The 21,883-nt window shown below is 49.0% G+C and carries 16 protein-coding genes; 10 read left to right on the top strand and 6 right to left on the bottom strand.

Features of this window, described 5'->3' with window-relative positions; translation table 11 throughout:
- Nucleotides 1–88: 88 nt before the first annotated feature.
- Nucleotides 89–1,297 carry a DUF6688 domain-containing protein gene (locus BBD42_RS02150; RefSeq protein ID WP_172455363.1) on the bottom strand — a complete coding sequence of 403 codons (1,209 nt, stop codon included), beginning with the start codon at nt 1,295–1,297 and terminating at the stop codon, nt 89–91.
- A 210-nt stretch (nt 1,298–1,507) separates the two neighbouring features.
- Here BBD42_RS02150 and BBD42_RS02145 point away from each other — a divergent pair, with 210 nt between their 5' ends.
- From BBD42_RS02145 to BBD42_RS02115, 7 genes are all read left to right on the top strand, one after another.
- Nucleotides 1,508–3,022 carry a sugar ABC transporter ATP-binding protein gene (locus tag BBD42_RS02145; RefSeq protein WP_099516795.1) on the top strand — a complete coding sequence of 505 codons (1,515 nt, stop codon included), beginning with the start codon at nt 1,508–1,510 and terminating at the stop codon, nt 3,020–3,022.
- A 107-nt stretch (nt 3,023–3,129) separates the two neighbouring features.
- Nucleotides 3,130–4,167 carry an ABC transporter permease gene (locus BBD42_RS02140; protein ID WP_099516794.1) on the top strand — a complete coding sequence of 346 codons (1,038 nt, stop codon included), beginning with the start codon at nt 3,130–3,132 and terminating at the stop codon, nt 4,165–4,167.
- Nucleotides 4,168–4,169: 2 nt separating this feature from the next.
- Nucleotides 4,170–5,162 carry an ABC transporter permease gene (locus BBD42_RS02135; protein WP_099516793.1) on the top strand — a complete coding sequence of 331 codons (993 nt, stop codon included), beginning with the start codon at nt 4,170–4,172 and terminating at the stop codon, nt 5,160–5,162.
- Nucleotides 5,163–5,304: 142 nt separating this feature from the next.
- Entirely contained in the window at nt 5,305–6,357 is a 1,053-nt protein-coding gene (gene rhaS, locus BBD42_RS02130; protein ID WP_099516792.1) for a rhamnose ABC transporter substrate-binding protein, read from the top strand.
- Between the two features lie 30 nt (nt 6,358–6,387).
- Complete coding sequence (locus tag BBD42_RS02125) at nt 6,388–6,714, top strand: L-rhamnose mutarotase (RefSeq protein WP_099516791.1); 327 nt, start codon at nt 6,388–6,390, stop codon at nt 6,712–6,714.
- Between the two features lie 172 nt (nt 6,715–6,886).
- Entirely contained in the window at nt 6,887–7,786 is a 900-nt protein-coding gene (locus tag BBD42_RS02120) for a cation diffusion facilitator family transporter (protein ID WP_099516790.1), read from the top strand.
- A gap of 341 nt (nt 7,787–8,127) precedes the next feature.
- Nucleotides 8,128–9,147 carry a C40 family peptidase gene (locus BBD42_RS02115; protein WP_237163334.1) on the top strand — a complete coding sequence of 340 codons (1,020 nt, stop codon included), beginning with the start codon at nt 8,128–8,130 and terminating at the stop codon, nt 9,145–9,147.
- A 116-nt stretch (nt 9,148–9,263) separates the two neighbouring features.
- Here the strand turns inward: BBD42_RS02115 and BBD42_RS02110 are convergent, their stop codons facing one another.
- From BBD42_RS02110 to BBD42_RS02100, 3 genes are read right to left on the bottom strand one after another with little or no spacing between them, the layout of a single operon-like run.
- Nucleotides 9,264–10,451, bottom strand: coding sequence for an acyltransferase (locus BBD42_RS02110; protein ID WP_099516789.1), 1,188 nt, complete (start codon nt 10,449–10,451; stop codon nt 9,264–9,266).
- 25 nt (nt 10,452–10,476) lie between these two features.
- Nucleotides 10,477–11,892 carry an NAD-dependent malic enzyme gene (locus BBD42_RS02105; RefSeq protein ID WP_099516788.1) on the bottom strand — a complete coding sequence of 472 codons (1,416 nt, stop codon included), beginning with the start codon at nt 11,890–11,892 and terminating at the stop codon, nt 10,477–10,479.
- A 49-nt stretch (nt 11,893–11,941) separates the two neighbouring features.
- On the bottom strand, nt 11,942–13,057 hold the full coding sequence (locus tag BBD42_RS02100) for an MGDG synthase family glycosyltransferase (RefSeq protein ID WP_056034172.1): 1,116 nt from the start codon (nt 13,055–13,057) through the stop codon (nt 11,942–11,944).
- Between the two features lie 300 nt (nt 13,058–13,357).
- Here BBD42_RS02100 and kapB point away from each other — a divergent pair, with 300 nt between their 5' ends.
- A complete protein-coding gene (kapB, locus tag BBD42_RS02090; protein WP_099516786.1) occupies nt 13,358–13,744 on the top strand; it encodes a kinase-associated lipoprotein KapB in 387 nt (128 codons plus the stop codon).
- A 128-nt stretch (nt 13,745–13,872) separates the two neighbouring features.
- Here the strand turns inward: kapB and BBD42_RS02085 are convergent, their stop codons facing one another.
- Entirely contained in the window at nt 13,873–15,141 is a 1,269-nt protein-coding gene (locus tag BBD42_RS02085) for an SGNH/GDSL hydrolase family protein (protein WP_172455361.1), read from the bottom strand.
- Between the two features lie 501 nt (nt 15,142–15,642).
- Between BBD42_RS02085 and gltB the strand changes: the two genes are divergently transcribed.
- Nucleotides 15,643–20,244: a glutamate synthase large subunit gene (gene gltB, locus BBD42_RS02080; RefSeq protein ID WP_099516784.1), complete on the top strand. Its 4,602-nt coding sequence runs from the start codon at nt 15,643–15,645 to the stop codon at nt 20,242–20,244.
- Nucleotides 20,245–20,689: 445 nt separating this feature from the next.
- Here the strand turns inward: gltB and BBD42_RS02075 are convergent, their stop codons facing one another.
- A complete protein-coding gene (locus BBD42_RS02075) occupies nt 20,690–21,058 on the bottom strand; it encodes a helix-turn-helix domain-containing protein (protein WP_046228883.1) in 369 nt (122 codons plus the stop codon).
- A 390-nt stretch (nt 21,059–21,448) separates the two neighbouring features.
- Here BBD42_RS02075 and BBD42_RS02070 point away from each other — a divergent pair, with 390 nt between their 5' ends.
- On the top strand, nt 21,449–21,880 hold the full coding sequence (locus BBD42_RS02070) for a PilZ domain-containing protein (protein ID WP_056034155.1): 432 nt from the start codon (nt 21,449–21,451) through the stop codon (nt 21,878–21,880).
- Nucleotides 21,881–21,883 lie beyond the last annotated feature (3 nt).

Here is a 21,883-nt window from a genome sequence, read left to right as displayed (position 1 = left end):
CAATGAATAGCCACATACTCGTTGAAAAAAGAGAGATCAGCCTGCTTCTTCAAGCCAAGCTAATCTCTCTTTTTTATTGCCGATAAAGTTACTTCCGCAGCTCACTATACTGCCGATGAATACGGTTTTCGGGGTTCCGATCGACCGTATACAATACGGCGAGGAACAACCATTCCAGCGGCTTCATTAGCAGATAGACGACATCGGCTGACCACGGTCGATTGATGTGCCTACTGAGCGGATAGCCGTATTTGTCATAGCAGCGGCGGATGATTTTGTGCGTTCGCGGCGCGTACTCTTCAATAATATTTTCAAAAGCATTCGCAACCAGCAGCTGGCGGTTGACGACAATTCTGGAGCCGTGCCGAAGCCCGGCGCGCAGCGGCTTGACGATTTTGCGATGCCCCCTCACCGAGACTGTGCATAAATAATGACCATCTCCCGGCACGATAACTGGCGGAGGCACTGGCAATTGCGAATAATGAAAGCTGCTCGTCTCGAGAAATACACGGATGAAGCTATCTGGACGCTGCCCGAACAGCACAAGCACCAGCTGGACGATTAACATAACCGGGAAAAAGGCAATCGACCAGAGCAGCGGCAGCCGGGAATATTTTTGACGAAAATAGTCCATGAACCGCAGCCATTTGCTGCTGTACACATGCTCTTCTTGCTGGGCGCGGTGCATAAACGCATTGGTGGAATGTTTAAGCTCAGCTACGTACAGTCCGATTAAGCAAGCGAAACCTAAATGCAGCAAAATGATAGGAGTCGCTCCAGCGGAATCGTCGCCGTAACGTCCGAAGCCGATATGCGAGAAATAGACGATAGCGAAGATGACATTGGCAATGAGGAGGACAGAGGCTGCTGCAAAAAGAATCGGCGATAAAGCGCCCCTAGCCAATTTTAACGCTCCATAAGCGAAGCAACTCAAAATAAAGCTGCATATAACGGTCACTACATAATCATTGGACAAAGTAGCGTAGCCATCCAGAAAGTTCCCCGTCAGCTCACTCTGCCGCAGCGGCAATCCTCCTGCTATACCGTAGCTATTGGACAGAAAGCCTAGACCTAGAAACCCCACCATTGCGATGAAGCACAGCACCTCCATTATGATCACATGCACCTTTTTAACGGCTGTACGCTCATCTACGATCCAGCTGCGAATCATTAATACGAAGGAACTTACCGGGAAAAGAAAAATAGCAGTAAACACGAGCAGATAAAAAAGCAAACGCTTCTCTCCTTCATTGAGGCGGACAACGATGTAGTTAATCCCCTTTGTATGTATCCTCATATCCTCTCATATTTACCCAATTCAGGTCTAGCAGACGCGAAAAAATTTCCGAAAAAAACCGATTTCAAAAAAAGGAATTGCGCGCAACATGTCGAAATGATAAATCAACGAACATGAATAATCACAAAAGAAAGTAAATAAACATCTAAAGCGTCACAAAAAAGCTATTTCATGTTTGCTTTAAATAAGCTGATGAATAGGAGCAAGCCGATGGAGCCATATGTTTTAGAATTGAAAGCGATTACAAAAATCTTCCCCGGCGTTAAAGCGCTGAGCGATGTTTTGTTTCAGTTGGGACCCGGCGAAATTCATGCGCTAATGGGTGAAAATGGAGCAGGCAAATCCACCTTCATTAAAATCATTACCGGCGTGCACGCGCCCGATGAAGGCGAGATGTACGTGAATGGGCAGAAGGTGAAGTTTCAAAATCCGAATGACGCGAAGCGCCTCGGCATCGCTGCGATTTACCAGCATGTCACCTGTTATCCGGATCTTAGCGTGACGGAAAATATTTTTATGGGGCATGAAAAGGTGCAAAAAGGCACGCGTCGCATCCGCTGGAGCGAGATGCACAAGGAAGCGCAAAAGCTGCTGGATGACCTTGGCGCAAAATTTAGCCCGCGTACACTGATGGGCTCGCTCAGCGTAGCGGAGCAGCAAATCGTCGAAATTGCGAAAGCGCTATCCGCCGATGCGAAAATCATCATTATGGATGAGCCGACAGCGGCGCTCACGAAGCGGGAGAGCGAGGAGCTGTACCGAATTACGGAGCGGCTTCGCGATCGGGGAGCTTCGATTATTTTCATCTCCCATCGCTTCGAGGATATGTATCGCCTGGCGAGCAAGGTGACCGTGTTCCGCGATGGCAAATATATCGGCAGCTGGCAGGTCGATGAAATTGACAATAAAGATTTAATCGTGGCGATGGTAGGCCGGGAAATTACCCAGCTGTTTCCGAAGACGGCGGCAAAGCTGGGGGAGGAAGTGCTCCGTGCAGAGGGGCTGGGCAGAACAGGCTATTTTGCGGATATTTCTTTTTCGCTGCGGCGCGGAGAAATATTAGGCTTTACCGGACTTGTAGGCGCAGGACGCACAGAGGTATTTCAAAGCCTGTTCGGCATTGAAGCGTATGACAAAGGGAATGTGTTCGTGAAGGGCGAGCCGGTGCGAATAGACAATCCGCAGCAGGCGATGAAGCTTGGCATTGGCTACTTGCCGGAGGATCGGCAAAAGCAGGGGCTGGTGCTGGACTGGGAAATTTCGCGCAATATTACGCTAACCGCATTGGAGCGCTTCGTCAGCAAGGGCTCGCTTGATACGGGAAAGGAAGAGGCGGAAGCGGTCAGGCTGGCGCAAAAAATGAACGTCAAGGCGCCAAGCATTTACAATCTGGTCAGCTCGCTATCTGGCGGCAACCAGCAGAAGGTTGTATTTGCCAAGCTGCTGACGGCTGATCTTGATATTCTCATTCTCGACGAGCCGACAAAAGGCGTAGATGTTGGGGCGAAATCAGCCATTTATGAAATTATTAGCACCTTGGCGGGGCAAGGCTACGGCATCATTATGATTTCCTCGGAAATGCCCGAAATTATCGGGATGTGCGACCGGGTCGCCGTTATGCGCGAAGGCCGAATGACGGCGATGCTCGGCAAGGATGAGGTGACGCAGGAAAATATTTTGCAGGCGGCGATGGAAAGTCGCAGCCCGGGTGTTGTGCTGGCGTAGCGGTGGCGAGCTAAAGCAAGAACAGTCCGCTGCTGAGACGGGACGATTCGCAAGCGTTATTTTTGAACGGGGAATATTCCATTATGAACGAAAAGGGTGGGACGGCAATGGCCGAGACAAAAATGGCTGCCAAGGGGCTAGTAAACAAGCCAGCAGAGAAGCAGTCGCTGAGCGCTGTGGTCGCGAAGTTTCGCGAGCTGGGATTGCTGGGGTTTATTATTGTGCTGTCACTTATCGTGCAGCTGCGCAATCCAAGCTTTTTAACGCTGGAAAATATGAACGACATGATTACGAATACGGCGATTTTGAGCATTTTGGCGGCGGGCATGATGCTCGTCATCATTACGAGAGGCATTGACCTGTCAATTGGAGCGACGCTTGCGCTGTCGGGCATGATTGCTGCCCTGACGGTAAATGCATTCCCGGAGGTCAATCCGCTGCTTGCGATTGTGCTTGGAACGGCTGTCGGGCTAGTGTGCGGCGTCGTACTCGGGTTTCTCATTGCAAAAATGGGCATTCTTCCGATTATCGCCACACTCGGCATGATGAACGTGTTCCGCGGGCTGACCTTTATGGCCAGCGGCGGCAAATGGGTAAGCGCCCATCAAATGCCGGTCAGCTTCAAAGCGATTGCCACAGGCTCGATTTTCGGCATCAATACGCTGATCGTCATAGCGGTCGTCATTTACATCGTATTTTATTATTTCATCAATCACACCCGTACCGGCAGGCAGATTTACGCGGTGGGCAGCAATCCGGAATCGGCGAAAATCAGCGGCATTCGCAATGATCGTATTTTATGGCTCGTTTATTCGATTATGGGCGGTTTATCTGGTCTAGCCGGTGTGCTATGGGTATCCAAGTTCGCTTCTGCACAAGGCGACACAGCTATGGGATATGAGCTAAGCGTAATTGCGGCCTGTGTACTTGGCGGGGTTAGCATTGCGGGCGGATCGGGAAAAGTGTCCGGCGTTATTCTAGGCTCGATCTTGCTTGGCATTCTTAATAATGCGCTGCCGCTTATTAATGTATCGCCTTTTTGGCAGACGGGCATTCAAGGCTCGATTATATTGATCGCCGTTATTACGAATGCGCTCGTTAAACGGGGCGTTGACCGCAATAACCTCATGAGGAGGAACATTTAACGATGGAAACACGAGTCATTTCGGGCAGCCGGGCCTTTTCATGGAAGCGCTTTTTTATGCAATGGGAATGGATGCTGGTGCTGATATTTATTGCCGTAAACATTATGAATATAAATTTGTCCGAGTATTATTGGAGCTTTGACAGCCTGCGGGATGCGACGATGACGTTTCTTGATAAAGCGTTTATCGTTCTGCCGATGGTGCTCATCATCATTCTTGGGGACATTGATATTTCTGTAGCGTCGATTGTCGCGTTATCCTCCGTCATCATGGCGGACTTATATAACTCGGGAGTTCCCATGCCGCTGGCAATGCTGATTTGCCTCGGCGTCGGCGTCGTATGCGGGTTCATTAACGGGCTGTTAATCGTCAAGTTCAAGGAGCTTTCCTCGGTTATCGTGACGCTGGCAACGATGATTATTTATCGGGGCATCGCTTATATTTTGCTGGAGGATCAAGCGGCAGGCAAGTTTCCAGAGTGGTTCAGCTTTCTTGGCTGGGGCTACGTTGGCCCGATTCCTTTTATCCTCATTGTGTTCGCCATATGCGCGGCGGCGTTCATCGTGCTGCTGCATCGTACGACCTTCGGGCGGCGCATCTATGCGATGGGCAACAATTTGACAGCAAGCCGCTTCTCGGGTATTCGCGTCGATCGGATGAAAATTATCGTCTTCACCTTGGCGGGCCTGATGGCGGCAGTTACGGCGCTGTTCCTCACCTCGCGCATGGGCAGCACGAGACCGAATGTAGCGACAGGCTATGAGCTGGATGTTATTGCGATGGTTGTTCTTGGCGGCATCAGCACAGCGGGCGGCAAAGGGCGGATGATTGGCGCGATTTTGGCCGTGTTCCTGATCGGCTTCCTGCGCTACGGCCTTGGGCTCGTCAATGTGCCTGCGCAAATGCTGCTCATTATTCTCGGTCTGCTGCTCATCGTAGCGGTTATGCTGCCGAAGCTTAAGCTGTCTTCTCCTGCAAAGAAGCAGAGCCGCTAAGCGCAACCCACGGTAAACGGCTGCATCTTTAACTGGAGCGGGCAGCAGAGAGAGAAAAGCGTTTCGTTTGCGGCAGCCTGCCCGGCTCATCCGGGAAAGACGCAGCTTTTTATATACAAATGATAAAAGGGAGGCAATACAGATGAAAAAGGTTTTAGCGACATTTTTGACAGTAATCATGATGTTAACGGTTTTAGCTGCATGCAGCACTTCAACGAACAAGCCAGCAGGGGAGTCCAGCGGCGATACCGGTGCGAGCGGCGGCAAGAAGAAATTTGCCATCATCTTTAAAAATACGGGCAACCCTTATGGCGAGAAAGAAATGGAAGGCTTTAAGCAGGCGATTGAAGAGCTGGGGCATGAGGCGATTTTGAAGGCGCCGGATCAGCCGACTGCAGAAGCGCAAATTCAAATGATCGAGGAGCTCATCTCGCAAAAGGTTGCGTCTATCGCCATCGTCGGCAATGATCCCGACGCCTTGCAGCCTGCACTGAAAAAAGCGATGGATCAAGGCATCAAGGTGCTGTCGCTTGATTCCGCAGTTAATGGGGAAAGCCGGATGGTGCACATTAACCAAGCAGACCCTGAGCGTATTGGGCGTGTGCAGATACAGGCCATTTCCGATATGATCGGCGGTAAAGGGCAAATTGCAGTTCTCAGTGCAACTTCGCAGGCGACGAACCAGAACACATGGATCGAATGGATGAAGAAAGAGCTGGAGGATCCGAAATATAAAGACATCGAGCTAGTGAAGGTCGCATATGGCGACGATCTGCGGGACAAAAGCGTATCGGAAACAGAGGCGCTGCTCAAATCGTATCCAGACCTAAAAGGAATCATTGCGCCAACGACAGTAGGGATTGCAGCGGCAGGCAAAGTGCTTACCGACAAAGGGCTGACGGGCAAAGTTCATTTGACGGGCCTGGGCCTGCCAAGCGAAATGGCGGAATACATTGAAAGCGGCGTAAGTGAATGGATGTACTTGTGGAATCCGCTTGATGTGGGCTACTTGTCTGGCTATGCGGCTGACGCACTGGTGAATGGCACCATTAAAGGCGAGGTAGGCGACAAATTTACAGCAGGACGCCTCGGTGATAAAGAAGTGATCGTTGACGTCGGCGGCACGCAAATTATGCTCGGCGATCCATTCAAATTTGACGCGGCGAACATTGCAGAGTGGAAGGAAGTCTACTAAATAAGGGCGGGTTAAAAAGGAGGAAGCAGCATGGCACTCAGCAATAAATATGCCTGGAGCTGGCAGGTGAAGGAGGAATGCTTGGAGGAATATGTCAGGATGCATCTTGATCCGTGGCCGGAAATCATGGATGAGCATCGCAGTGCCGGCATCTCCAACTATTCTATTTTTCAAAATGGCACGCAGTTTTTCTATTGCTTTGAGTGCGATGATGTGGCAGCGGCCTTCGCCTATATTGCCGAAAGCGATGCCTGCAACCGCTGGAATGCCCTTACGTCCAAAATGGTTCAAGGATCATTTCATTTGGAGCAAGCCGAGCCGATAAAACCGCTTCGCGAAATTTTTTTTCTGAAATAGCGTTTTAAAGCGATCCGCCTCAGCCCTTGCCGTTATGCGATTTTCCAGGTAAAGTGTTGCCCTGCTGCATAAAAGTACGCATAAGGTCAACACTGTTTCTCTAGACCCACTCTGGTTTAGTCGGGTATGATACCTTTACTTGGAGATCATTAGGAAATGAGGTAAGGACGCTTTGGATCAGTATGAAAAAATCAAGCAGGGCGAGAAGGGTGCTTGGCTTAGCATTGCCACCTATTTGACGCTTACCGCACTAAAGCTTGGAGGCGGCTATTATTTTGCTTCTGGAGCGCTCGTTGCGGATGGCTTTAACAATTTAACGGATATCGTGGCATCGCTTGCGGTTCTTATCGGTTTGCGAATTTCACAGAAGCCGCCGGATAAAGATCATCCGTATGGACATTTTCGGGCAGAGACGATTGCCGCGCTGATTGCGTCCTTTATTATGGCAACGGTCGGCATTCAAGTACTGATTACAGCGGTCGGTTCGCTTTGGTCCGGCAAAGAAGCTGCGCCTTCCCTTAATTCGGCGTGGATTGCCCTATTTTCTGCAGTCGTCATGCTGAGCGTTTATTATTACAATCGGAGACTGGCGAAGCGGATTAACAATCAGGCGCTGATGGCGGCGGCAAAAGATAATTTATCCGATGCGCTCGTCAGTACAGGAGCAGCGATTGGCATTATCGGCGCGCAGTTCGGCCTGCCTTGGCTTGATCCAGTAGCGGCAATTGTGGTCGGTCTTATCATTTGCAAGACGGCTTGGGAAATTTTCTACAGCTCGACCCATGCACTGACGGACGGCTTCGACGAGAAGGAGCTGACGACGCTTAGAGCGACGATTGAACGTACGAAAGGGGTTAAATCCATTAAGGATATTAAAGCCCGCGTTCATGGCAGCAACGTGCTGGTTGACGTCATTGTACAGGTGGATCCAGAGCTCACGCTGATCGAAAGCCATATCATATGTGATGATATTGAGCATCGAATGGAGCGCAAGCATAATATTATGAGCGTGCATGTCCATGTGGAGCCTCATGAGCTGGAGCCTGCCCAACGCGAGCCAAATGTCGAGTGAGATGTCGAATAAAAGGGATGTAATTGTTCCCAAGGTAAAATAAACCAATTTAACTAATACTTTAGTCTCAAATGATTATCGCGACTATAGTCTCGTTTTCTGAACTGGGCTAAACAAGCAATAAAGCGAGTAACAGCAGTAGCTACAGCGCTTTATATGAAGGGGCCATTCGCAAATGCGAAGGCCTCTTCGTTTTTTAATGCGAATTTTTAATGCTTCCAATTTACCAATTTGGTAAATTGGCAAATAGGAAAAAAGGTTGATGCTGGCAACAAGAAGGCGACCCTACAATGGTTGAAGCACCATTTATTTATTTTCAAACAACCAAGGAGGCGTACAGCTTGAAACACACCATGAAAAAAAGGATGATCACCGCCGCTTTCACCGCATCCCTACTGCTCGGTTCTGTCTCGGCTTCAATTCCCACAGTGATGGCTGCTCAGAGCGCAACCGTAGATGCAGGCGTGAACTTCCGCAGCGCACCAGCGGCATCAGCTCCCGTTATTCGCATGCTTAAAAAAGGAGAACAGGTAACGATTCTGGATGCTTCCAATGCGTATTGGTATAAGCTGCAGGATTCTTCTGGACGGACAGGCTATGCTTCGCCTTCCTATTTTTCAATGTCATCCGCAGCGAATCCAAACTCGGCAACAGGCACGATTCAGAAGTCGGTATCCTTTCGGACGGGCGCTTCTCTGTCGGCTAGCCGTATCCGGTTTTTGCAGGCAGGTGAGCAGGTAGCGATTGTATCCCAGCCAAACGGCAGTTGGTATGAAATAAAAGATTCTTCTGGACAAGCTGGCTTTGTCAGCTCGCAATCCCAATATATTAGCGTCACAGGAAACGTTTCATCAGGCAGCAACGGCAGTGGCGGCGGTTCAGGCAGTTCAGGTGGATCACCTGGCACCTCAGCACCATCGACCGGTTCTGTGGAAAGCGTCATTGCGGCGGGGCTTAAATATTTAGGTACGCCTTATGAATACGGCTCAAGCCGCAGCACGACATCCACATTTGATTGCTCGGATTTTGTAAGGCAAGCTTTTCTGGATGGGGTAGGCATTAAGCTGCCGGCTGATTCGAGGGGACAAGGAGAGTATGTGGCGCAGCGAGGGAAAGCGGTGTCGGACTGGCGACAGCTTAAGCGTGGCGATCTTATGTTTTTTATGTCTTATAAGGGAAGTAAAGCTTCTGCCTATGCAGGCACGAACAAAGCATCAGCAACGATTACGCATGACGGCATTTATTTAGGAGACGGCAAAATTTTGCATACATATTCCAATGAGGCTGGCGGCGTAACGATAAGCAGCATAGCAGGCACCCATTGGGAATATCGGTTCCTGTATGGAGGCAGCGCGCTGTAGGCCGGGCAAGGGACAACCACCAATTTTGAAACATCTGCTATAAAAAAAGACAGCCTCCAGCATTCATCGCAAAGCGACGATGATGCTGGAGGCTGCTCATTGAGCAAGCTTGAGGTTTATGCTGTAAAGTCTTTCTGCGGCGCGATTGGCGTTTGCGGCCGTTTCCCTGGTTTGGGCAAATTGCCGAACAGCACCCAGGAGAAAGGCAAAAACCGTGCGGCTAATGAAACGATAATCCAAGAGCCGACGAGCGCAGCTACATAGCCGCCCACATACCAGCTGTGCAGCAGCAAGGAATTGCCTGTCACAGGCGGGTATTCGCGGTAGTAGAACAGGATGAGCGGGTGAACCAAGTAAATGCCGAACGATAAAGCGCCAAGCTTAGAAAGCAGCGAAACTAGCCAAGGCGCTGCCTTGCGGTAAAGCAGAAAGCCAAGCTGAAGCAGCACGAGCGCCGAGAAGAAAGTATGCATATTCCATAAAAACTCATACAGCAGCGAGTGGTAGTTCTCAATTTTAAGTCTTGTATCATACCATATGCTTACATGCCATAGTCCTGCGGCAAGCCATAGGCACCATAATGCAAGCCATGCCGCAACTCGCGTTTTGCTCGCATTTTGTTTGTTTATAATGATCCAATGCTTAATTTTAGGAAAATAAATACCGATTGCTGCCCCCATCAAATAGTAGGAGAAGTAGGAAAGCGAGTAGCTGCCCTTATTCGGTATCGGCGTCGTCAGCGCGTATTTATTAATGAGAACGAAGGCCCATTGAATGGAAAAGCCAGCGGGTATCGCCCATTTGACTAGAGCCGGGAACTTCTTCAGCAGCCATAGAAACAACGGAAGAAGCAAATAAAACTGGATGCTGATAAATACAAAATACAAATGCGTATAGGCGTTGCCCGTCAACACCTTGTCCCAGAAGCTGCTTAGCGTTTGATCAAGCGGCCTGTTTGGATAGTAGTTGTAATGCAGCAGGGTGAAATAAATAATGGAAAAAACCAAATAAGGAATAATGATATACAGCGCTCTGCGTTTATAAAAGGAGCCAATCAGCTTGGCGTCCAGCGGCCTCGTATAATAATTATAAAATAGCACAAAGCTGCTTAGAAAAATAAAGGTCGGCGTGCCGAACTTCATAAATATATTAAAAAAGTTATACAGGAAATAGTAGCCGGAATTGACCATTTTCAGCGTAGCGTAGGAGGTCGAGTGGACCGATAATACGCCTAATATGGCCATTGCACGAACAATCTGCAGCTCGGGAATCGCTTCCCGGCGCTGCAAGGATGCTGTAGACATGTATCATTTCTTCCTTTCTGTGAGGCTATTCGCGCGGATGTCTGCGAGCTACACCGCTTTCGATAGCAGCATGGATGACGCGTTTTCGCACCTCTTCGACGACTTTGGCATTGAAAACGCTTGGGATAATATACATCGGGCTGAGCTCGTCATCGCTAATGACAGAAGCAATTGCTTCAGCGGCAGCCAGCTTCATTTCTTCATTGACGGTAGTTGCACGGCTATCGAGCGCCCCGCGGAAAATGCCCGGAAAGCACAGCACGTTGTTAATTTGATTCGGATAGTCGGATCGGCCTGTTGCAAACACAGCAACGATATCCTCGACCAGCTCGGGACGAATTTCAGGCTCGGGATTCGCCATAGCAAATACGATCGGCTCTGCATTCATCGATTCAATATGCGCTCTGGTCAAAATTCCGCCCGCCGATACGCCAATAAATACATCTGCACCAGCAAGCGCCTCGGACAAATGGCCCGACTTCTTCTCTGCATTTGTATGTTCGGCGTACCACTGCCACATGCCATTGTCATAATGGCGGTCAGCGGTTAAAATCCCTTCACGGTCGACCCCAATAATATGTTTTGCGCCGCCGGCAAGCAGCATCTTGGTGCAAGCCGTACCCGCTGCTCCAATACCACATATAACGAAGCGCGTATTAGAAATGTTTCTCCCCGTCAGCTTGAGCGCGTTCAGCATAGCGGCGAACAGGACGACGGCTGTACCGTGCTGATCATCGTGAAACACAGGGATATCAAGCTCTTCACGCAATCGGCGTTCGATCTCAAAGCAGCGCGGAGCGGAAATATCTTCTAGATTAATGCCGCCGAAACCCGGCGCTAATTGTTTGACGGCTTGAATAATCTGTTCCGTATCTTGGGTATCGAGGCAAATGGGAAACGCATCAACGTCTGCAAATTGCTTGAACAGCATCGCCTTGCCCTCCATGACAGGCATTGCGGCATATGGCCCGATATTGCCAAGCCCGAGCACGGCACTGCCATCTGAGACGACAGCGACGGTGTTGCGTTTAATCGTGAGCGTAAATGCTTTGGACGGATCCTGTTCAATCGCTTGGCATACTCTTGCGACGTCTGGCGTATAAACGCGCGAGAGATCGTCACGGTTCTGTATGGGCGTTTTTGGCTGAACCGTAATTTTGCCACCAAGGTGGAGCAGAAAGGTACGATCGGAAATGTGCTGAAGGCGGATGCCGGGCAGCGTGCCAAGAGCCGAGGAAATACGATCGGCTGTGCCTGCTTCGGTCATCTTGACGGTTAAGTCCCGTACGGTCGTTGTTTTATCGGTATGAATGACGTCAATCGCAATAATATCGCCGCCAGCAGTTTCAATAGCCGTCGCGGCCTTGCCGAACTGTGCTTGCTGAATATCGATTTCCACCCGTAAAATAATCGTTTTACCGTCCATGCTGCGTTCCTTCATTCGCTTTCCACTCCTTATCGATTGGCCGATGAGTCTGACAAAAACGCCGTCACTGCATTAAACGCAGGACGGCATTCGGGCAGCTCTTCGGGTCGTATTGTTGGTTGCGCTTCGTTAGCAAGCTTTCTCGGAATTGGCCTGAGGTATACGGTTCCTGAATCATGGCAAACCACTTATCTACCATTGCAGCAGAATCAAGCATTTCACCAAAGCCATTGCGGATAAAATATTCGCAGTTTTCTTCTTCCTGTCCCGGAATCGGTTCATAGAAGAGCATCGGCATTCCTTTGCTCATGCCTTCGGTACAGGTCATCCCGCCAGGCTTCGTCACGAGCAGATCGGCAATGTCCATCAGCTTGCTGATCTCGTTCGTAAACCCGAGCACTTGAATGTTCGGATGCTGAAACTTCGTACTCGAGAGCATTTTCTCCCTTACCTTCTCATTGCTGCCTACGCAGAATATCAACTGTATGTTGTCGCGCCACTTGGTCATATATTCAAGGAGATTGTCTTCATACATCAATCCCCACCCGCCACCCATTATAAGCACGGTAGGCATCGGCTTTAAGTTGAACTTTTGCAGCAGCTCCTGCTTGTCGTAGGTTGTCCAGAAGTTCGGATGTACCGGAATGCCGGTCACTTCTATCTTCATGGGTATTACGCCGCGCTCCATCAGCTTGTTTCTCACAAGCGGGGTAGATACCAGGTATTTGCTGACTTCCGGATTGACCCATGCGCCATGAGCATCGTAATCGGTAATAAGCGTGTAAAGCGGAATATGTAGTCCAAGACGCTTTAGCCTGCCTACAACTGCATTGGGAACAGGATGCGTACATACGATAAGATCCGGCTTCAACTGGGAAATAACCTGCGACGTTTGTGTATAGAACATGCGATGAAGAGCAAGCTGCGTAAAGCGGTTAAGCGATTTCTTGTAATTGCTGCGATACATCAGGCCGACCATTTTTGGCTGTTTGCTTACGGTTTTGCGATAAGCAGACATAATCCATGGCCCGACAACCGGATTAAGAAATTTGCCCAGCTCGATAACGCGGGTTTGAATCTCGGGGTTAATTTGGCGCAATCCCGCCGCTAAAGCATATGCGGCTTGCGTATGTCCCGAGCCGAAGCCCTCGGAGAGCAGCAGCACTCTTTTCTTACGCATAATGTCACCTACTTTTCTAATTCCATAATACGTCGCCAAGGTTGGGAACACAAGTCATTCCAGGTTATTAAAATGCAAGCAGCCACCCCTGTTGCGTTCATTAGCAGCTTGCTCAATATGCTGATGCAGCAACCTGTCGCAAGCAGAGGGGTTCAGAGCTTGCCTGCCGGTGCTATTGTCCATTATGATTAGAATGGCATTAACCGGAAGCAGATTATTCATTATGATCGTTTCATTTAAAATATAAGCCGTTATAAGTATTACTCTTATAACGGGCATAATAAGTAGGAGGCATGCTTAATGGAAGAAGCAAGAAGCACGTTTGAAGTCGGAGCCATTGTAAAAGCGGAAGTAAGATCGGGATTATATGTAGGAGAAGTAATGGAATTGCATGGGCCCCGTGCCTTGTTCAAGGTGCTGGCTGTCCTTAAGCATCCACAGCAAGGTGACCTGCATCATCCGTATGAGCCGGATGTACCGCTATTTCATGAGCGGCCGGCACTGGCCTATACAGAGAAGACGATGATTCCGCTGCGCCAGCTGCAGACCTTTAGCGGCCATGTGCCGGATTACCGCGAATCGCTGCATGCGGCTTTGGAAGCCGAAGCAGCTACGCTTGACCGGTTAAAGCGCTGGTCCGAGCAGGGGCTTGCTTTGCTTGAGCAGCTTGGAAAGCAATACAAGTAGCCGTTGATGCAGCCTCTGGATTGGGCTGCGCCAATCGGATAAAACAAATGGCAGTCGTTCACTTGGGACGGCTGCCATTTGTTTTATTTATGACTAGTCTTGCGCCTGCCTGCTTTCCCAGCGTAAAGCTAGTTGATGAAGACAGCTTGAAGCGTACTGCGGTAAGTAACCTGCAAGCCAAGCTCCTCGGAGAGGACCGCTAGCGGCAAATAGGTTTTTTGCTCTTTGCCGTTCTTTTGCAAATAAGCGGCAGGACTGTTCAGTTTTTTCTTCACGCCATCAACGAGTATGGTTGACGATCCAATCGTAAACGCTACCGTATGTTTATTGTAGGAAACGGTTGCCGTTTGGCTCGTTTTGTTCCAGACAAGCTTCGCTCCAATGGCATCTGTAATGTCGCGCATCGGTACGAAGGTGCGATTGCTCTTCATGGTAGCAGGGGATGCAGCTGGCAGTTCCTTGCCGCGTACAACTACCGAGACGGGCACATTCGCTGGGCGAGTGCGAACATTCAAATATTTATTCCATATTGTGGTAGAATAAGTGTGACCCATAGCGGCGTACCCAAGGCGAGTCGGGTGGACATCGCTGTTGGCGATTGACGTATATTCCAGCTCCTTGCCGACAAAAGGCTTGCTGACTTCAGTGATGGAAATATCGATGCCCTCCGCTTTTATAGCGGCAACAATCGTTTTTAGCTTTTCATTTAGCTGGCTCAGCGCCAGCAATTCAAATTCGCGCAGGCGTGCTGCATCTGGAGGCAGAGGAAAGCTTAGGCTGCCAACCGTAATCGTTGCCGGAATCGGCATATATTGATCGGCGATCACGAGTTTCGCTTTTGGCGCGATTGACGTTACTGCCTGCAGCCCTGCAGTCAGTCCCGTTTCATATTGAGTCAGTGCAGCCTGCAGCAGCTGTGCCTTCTCCTCATCTGTCGTTGTGGAAGTGATTTGTGCAGCTACACCAAGCAGATCATTGCCGCCAATCGTCATGACGATCAGATCGGCGCCGCGGATGCTGCTTCCGATTTTTGCGGCATCGCCAATAATGCTAGCGGCGCGCGGATCTTTCAGGCCAGGCTGCACATCGCTCACAGTGGCGCTTTTGCCATCTTTAACCGCTCCAAGCAAGTGGCTAAAGCCTGTTGACGTCAGCCCAAGCAGGCCATAATTGACATATTCCGCGCGAAGCCCCTGGAATAGTGCCTGCTCATATACGTGCTCCACATAGCCATAGGGCACAGATTTTGCATCAAAGCCAAACTCATAACCGGCCGTAAGCGAATCTCCAAGCGCTACGATCTGATAGGATGCAGCCGCATCTTCTTCTGCAGCGGCAGCTGTTTTCAAGCCGGGTGAAGCCATTAATAAACCGATAATTATAAATAGAAACGACACTTTCCTCCACTTTCCAGACAACATACACACTTCCTTTTGATAAAATAGTAGCAGCGGGTTTTCATTCATTTGCATAATTGTGTATAAAGTTTGCAGTAAGAACACGAACATTGCCGTTCTGCTCCCAATTATGAAAATATTAAATTGATTCCGTTTTGGCCTGATGTTAAAATACTGTAATAATCGCAAGTGGCGGAATACAGCCCGGAATATGGTCAACCTCAAACGATCCCCGCAGCGCTGCTTAATTTTATTCAACATAACACGAACGTTTCCCTGCGAGTGCAGCTAAAAAGTTTGTGTACACCTATTCGGCGCGCTGCCGGATACAGTCGTTTGAGTAATTATGCAAAGTGATAAGCAAAGCGGATAGGCTCTGCTACCCGCTTTGCTATCAAGCAACAAGCCTGTTTGATGAAGCATTACTGCTTGTTCTCACAGCGATCGGCTTGGTTCCGTTATGCACGCCCCAAAAATCTTCTGATAGAAAGGTTGCACACAATGAAAGAGAAAATTTTTGGATTACCGCCGAAACAAGGTCTGTATGATCCTCAATTTGAGAAAGATGCATGCGGCATGGGATTCGTGGCGAACATCAAAGGAAGAAAGTCGCACAAGATTATTCGCCAGGCGCTGACGTTGCTGGAGAATATGGAGCATCGCGGCGGTCAAGGCAGCGAACCAAACACGGGAGATGGAGCAGGCATTATGCTTCAAATTCCACATGCGTTTTTTGCAAATGAGCTGAAACGCATGGAAGTGGAGCTGCCAAGCGAAGGCGAATATGCCGTAGGTATGGTGTTTCTGCCGCAGGATGAGAACGTTCGCCGTTCGCTGGAGAACGATCTTGAAACTATTATTCGTGAAGAAGGCCAGTCGCTTATCGCTTGGCGTACCGTGCCGACGAATGATGCAAAGCTCGGTCAATCTGCTAAGTCGGTTAAGCCTTTTGTCCGCCAAGTATTTATTGGCAAGAACGAAAGCTTGAAGGACGTCTTGGCATTCGAGCGCAAGCTGTATGTCATTCGCAAACGTGCGGAAATCGCCATTCGCTTCTCGGGCAAAGAAGGCGGAGAAATGTTCTATTTCCCGAGCTTGTCCACGAAGAAAATCGTCTACAAAGGCATGCTTACGACTGAACAGGTTGGCTCCTTCTATGTGGAGCTTAATGATGAGTCTGTCGTTACAGCGATGGCGCTTGTCCATTCCCGTTTCAGTACGAACACTTTCCCAAGCTGGGAACGTGCCCATCCGTTCCATTATTTAATTCACAACGGCGAGATTAATACGCTCCGCGGCAATGTGAACTGGATGCATGCGCGCCAAACGCTGTTCGAGACGGAATTGTTCGGCAGCGATATGGACAAAATTAAACCGATTATTAATCCAGATGGCTCGGATACTGCGATGTTTGACAATACGCTGGAATTCCTATACTTGTCCGGCCGTTCATTGCCGCATGCGGCAATGATGATGGTTCCTGAACCATGGTCCAACCACGAAGGCATGGATGATGACAAGAAAGCTTTCTACGAATACCACAGCACATTAATGGAGCCTTGGGATGGACCGGCTGCAATGGCCTTTACAGATGGCGTGCAGATCGGCGCTTTCTTGGACCGCAACGGTTTGCGTCCAGCTCGTTATTATGTGACGAAGGATGACCATATCATTTTGGGCTCCGAGGCGGGTACCGTTGTCATTCCGCCAGAGGACATTTTATACAAAGACCGTCTGCGTCCAGGCATGATGCTGCTGATCGATACGAAGGAAGGCCGCATCATTTCCGATGAGGAAGTGAAGAAGCAAATTGCGACAGAGCACCCTTATCGCGAGTGGCTGAACGAGCATTTGATCGATCTTGAAGATTTGCCGGATGCGCCTGAATTGCCTGAGCTTGATCATGCGACGGTACAGCAGCGCCAGCAATCTTTCGGTTATACGTTTGAGGATTTGCGCAAAGTGCTTGAGCCTATGGCAAGCAGCGGCATGGAGCCGATTGCTTCAATGGGCTATGACGCTCCGCTTGCTGTATTGTCGGATCGTCCGCAGCGTTTGTACAACTATTTCAAACAGCTGTTTGCGCAAGTAACGAACCCGCCAATCGATTCGATTCGTGAGGAAATCATTACTGCAGTAGGCACGACAATCGGACCTGAGCGCAATCTATTGAATCCGGAGCCGGAAAGTGCGCGCCACATTAAGCTGGAGACACCGCTCCTTTCCAACGAACAGTTTGCGAAGCTTCGCCATGTTCGCCGTCCGGGCTTCAAGTCGATTACGCTGCCGATCTTCTTCACGGCAAGTGAAGGGGAAGAGGGACTGCGCGCAGCACTGAAGCAAATGTGCGAAGCAGCAGACCGCGTTATCGACAAAGGGCATAACATTCTTATTTTATCCGACCGCGGTATCGATAAGGAAAATGCAGCGATTCCGGCATTGCTTGCCGTATCCGCATTGCATCACCATTTGATTCGTCAAGGCACGCGGACTAAAGTAGCAATTTTGCTTGAATCCGGCGATCCGCGCGAGGTTCATCACTTTGCGCTGCTGCTCGGCTACGGCGTGAGTGCGGTTAACCCGTATTTGGCATTTGAGACGCTTGATGATATGATTCGCCAAGGCTTGCTGAGAAATATTTCGCATGAGAAAGCGGTCAAAAACTTCATTAAAGCTGCTACTAAAGGCGTTACGAAAGTATTGTCCAAAATGGGTATTTCCACGATTCAATCGTACCGTGGCGCTCAAATTTTCGAGGCGCTTGGCTTGAAAGAGGAACTCATAAATGAATATTTCACTTGGACACCTTCGCGTATCGGCGGTATTGGGCTTGATGTAATTGCAGAAGAAACGCTGAAATATCACAACTTGGCTTACGCTGACCAAGAAGGCCGTGTAACGGAGCTTGAGTCTGGCGGCGAATACCAATGGCGTAAAGACGGCGAGGACCACCTGTTTAGTCCGCAGACGATCCACACTCTGCAAATGGCGGCTCGCTCCAATGATTATAAGCTGTACAAAAAATTCTCCAATCTTGTTCAAGGCGAGGACAAGAAGCATATGATGCTTCGTTCATTGCTAAGGTTCAAGGATGGCAGAACGGCGATTCCAATCGAAGAGGTTGAACCGCTGGAATCGATTATGAAACGCTTCAAGACCGGCGCTATGTCCTTCGGCTCGATCAGCAAGGAAGCGCACGAAAGCCTAGCGATTGCGATGAACCGCCTTGGCGGACGTTCGAATACGGGAGAAGGCGGCGAGGATCCAGCGCGCTTCATTCCGGATGAGAACGGCGATTCCCGCCGCAGTGCAATCAAGCAGGTGGCATCGGGACGTTTCGGCGTAACGAGCAACTATTTGGTCAATGCGGATGAAATTCAAATCAAGATGGCGCAAGGCGCGAAGCCAGGAGAAGGCGGACAGCTGCCAGGACGTAAAGTATACCCTTGGGTTGCTGAGGTTCGGGGCTCCACGCCGGGCGTAGGCTTGATCTCGCCGCCGCCTCATCATGATATTTATTCCATCGAGGATTTGGCTGAGCTTGTTCATGATTTGAAAAATGCTAACCCGCGCGCGCGCATTAACGTAAAACTCGTATCCGAGGTTGGCGTTGGTACGATTGCAGCAGGTGTTGCTAAAGGCCGTGCCGATATTATTATGGTCAGCGGTTATGATGGAGGAACGGGAGCATCTCCGATGAACTCGATTCGACATGCCGGACTGCCGTGGGAGCTTGGTTTGGCTGAGACGCACCAGACGCTGATGATCAACAATCTGCGTGATCGCGTTACGCTTGAAACCGATGGCAAAATGATGAACGGACGCGATGTTGCGATCGCTGTTTTGCTCGGCGCTGAAGAATATGGCTTCTCGACAGCACCGCTTGTCGTACTTGGCTGTGTAATGATGCGCGTTTGCCAGTTGGATACGTGTCCGGTCGGCGTAGCCACGCAAAATCCAGAGCTGCGCGCGAAATTTATGGGCGATCCGAGCCATGTAGTCAACTACTTGCGTTTCGTTGGTGAAGAGCTGCGCGAAATTATGGCTGAGCTTGGTTTCCGTACGATTCAGGAAATGGTTGGCCGTGTAGATATTCTTGAAGCGAAGCATCTGGCTGAGCATTACAAAGCGAAAGGTCTTGACCTGACGCCGCTGTTGTATCAACCGGAAGTATCTCAGGATGCTATTCGTTACTGTGCACAAGAGCAAAACCACGGTTTGGATTTGTCGCTTGATGTTCAGGAACTGGTACCAGCTGCGAAAGCCGCTTTGGAAAATGGGGAGCAAGTACGCGGCACATTCCCAATTTTGAATACGAATCGCGTTGTTGGAACAGTGCTTGGCAGTGAAGTAACTCGTCGTTATGGCGCGAAGGGCTTGCCAGAGGATACAATTTCCTTCCACTTCGTTGGTTCAGCAGGCCAAAGCTTTGGCGCTTTCGTTCCGCAAGGGATTACGCTATCGCTGGAAGGCGATTCGAATGACTACGTAGGTAAAGGACTTTCAGGGGGCAAGGTTATTGTTGCACCTTCGTCGAAAGCAACCTTTGCCGCTGAGGAAAATGTCATTATCGGCAACACGGCACTATACGGAGCAACTAGCGGCGAAGCTTATATTCGCGGTATTGCTGGGGAGCGTTTCGCGGTTCGCAACAGCGGAGTGAGCGTTGTTGTTGAAGGCGTAGGCGACCATGGCTGCGAATATATGACGGGCGGCAGAGTCGTCATTCTTGGTCAGACTGGCCGTAACTTTGCAGCCGGGATGTCCGGCGGCGTTGCTTACATCTACGATGAGCAAGGCGACTTCTACAAGCATTGCAATATCGAAATGGTATTGCTTGAGCGTCTTGAAGAGGAAGCGGATATTGCTGAATTACGCGGCTTGATTGAACGCCATGTTGCCTATACAGATAGCGCCATTGGCGGACGTGTATTGAATGACTGGGATCTATCGCTTGAGAAATTCGTAAAAGTCATTCCGAAAGATTACAAAAAAATGCTGGAGTATATCCGCAAAGCTGAAGATTCCGGTTTGAAGGAAGATGCAGCGCTGCTGTCAGCATTTGAAGCTAGCATGAAAGAGCTTGCCCGTACAGGCGGCTGATCCATGTTGCCCAATAGATAAATGAAAAACGGCTCTCCGATAAGGAGAGCCGTTTTTCATTGCTTTTTTTATGCTGCGCCACTACTAGAAAGTGCTTAGTCGGCAGGTTTTATTATTTGCTTTTTCGTACAAGCACTGTTCACTAATTTAGGAAAAATGAAAAGTATTTCAAAAATCACAAAATATTTACCTTAAATCTACGTAATTCGACAAAAAAACAACAAAAAAAGAACAATCGTGCTCCCACCTTACGACAAATTCCCAGTAAGGTATTGGGTATAATAACAGTATTGTTCAAACTATACATAAGGCAGGAGTCGGATACGAAGATGGCAGAGAAAAATTCAGGCCGTATTGAACTAGATGTAAAGGATATACTTAGGCAAATGGGAATTCCTCCAGAGAAATGGCCGCCGCTAGTGAATTCACCATCCAAATAAATAGTCTAATTCATCATTCTCTCCGCTCGTACAAAAGCAATAAACCGTTTCGTTTCTTCCACTGTCAACTTACGCCCATCAATACTCAAATTAAACTTCTCCAATATTTCATCATCAGATAATTCCAAATGCTCGGCAAAATTGCGAACATCGTCGCTAAGTACCGTTTGCGGATGAAGGGTGCGTCCAACCAGAAAATCAACGGATACTTGGTATAGATCGGCAAATTTTTTCAATGTCTCGGAATCCGGTTCCCGGCGATTTTTCTCGTAATGAGATAAAGCAGCGCGTGAAATGCCTAGCTTTGCTGCGGTTTGCTCTTGTGTCCAGTGTCTGTCATCTCTCAATTGAGCAATTCTGCTGCCTATGTTCATATGACCCCTCCTAAAAGTTTGCGAAGCAAACTAACTTCGTAAGCATAGTCTTAGGTTTGCGTAGCAAACTGACTTCGTAAGCATTAACTTAGGTTTGCGTAGCAAACCATCTTTGTAAGCGTAAACTTGCTTACAACATATAAACGGCAGGTTTTGCTATGCAAAACCTAGTTTGTATACACACTTATTGGATTATAACTGCTACACCTATATTAATACGGAAACGTTAGATTTGCATTTGTTGCAACGAAATGTCGCAAAAAATATTGTTAGACGTTTTTTTTGCTTGACATGATACAATTTGTATCTTAAAGTGAAGGAAAAGCTTGATACATAACGTATCAAATTATTTCCAAGTCATTATCACTTTATACCTATAAGGAGAAATAAATGGACGGTAAAGAGGAAAACTCACGCAGCAAGGTGCGTTTAAAGCTGAGGCCAGGCATTAAAGCAGGATTACGGCTGCTCAATCGGCATGGCCATTTAATGAGTCCATCTACTGGAACGGTATTAGTGCTGAACTTAAGCCAGGAGGGTTTATGCTTTTGGTCCTCCTTAAGGCTCCCCGTACATCGGATGTACATGGTAGAAGTCCGCATGAAGCTTTCAGGCAAAAACATCCGGCTTCAGGGAAATGTCGTTTGGCGCAAACGAACGGATAATGTTTTCGAGTACGGTATGCATTTCCAGCCCCCACTGCTTATCAAATCCATTATTACCCGCCTATTAAACGAAGAATTACTCGCCCAACAGCCGCAGCAGCGGAAAATCCATCAGCTATATCGCAGTTTGAATGCAGGAAGCACTTTTGTCAAATGAGGA

It is taken from the genome of Paenibacillus sp. BIHB 4019 (assembly GCF_002741035.1).
Taxonomy (GTDB): domain Bacteria; phylum Bacillota; class Bacilli; order Paenibacillales; family Paenibacillaceae; genus Pristimantibacillus.
This window is presented reverse-complemented; position numbering and strand designations above follow the sequence as displayed.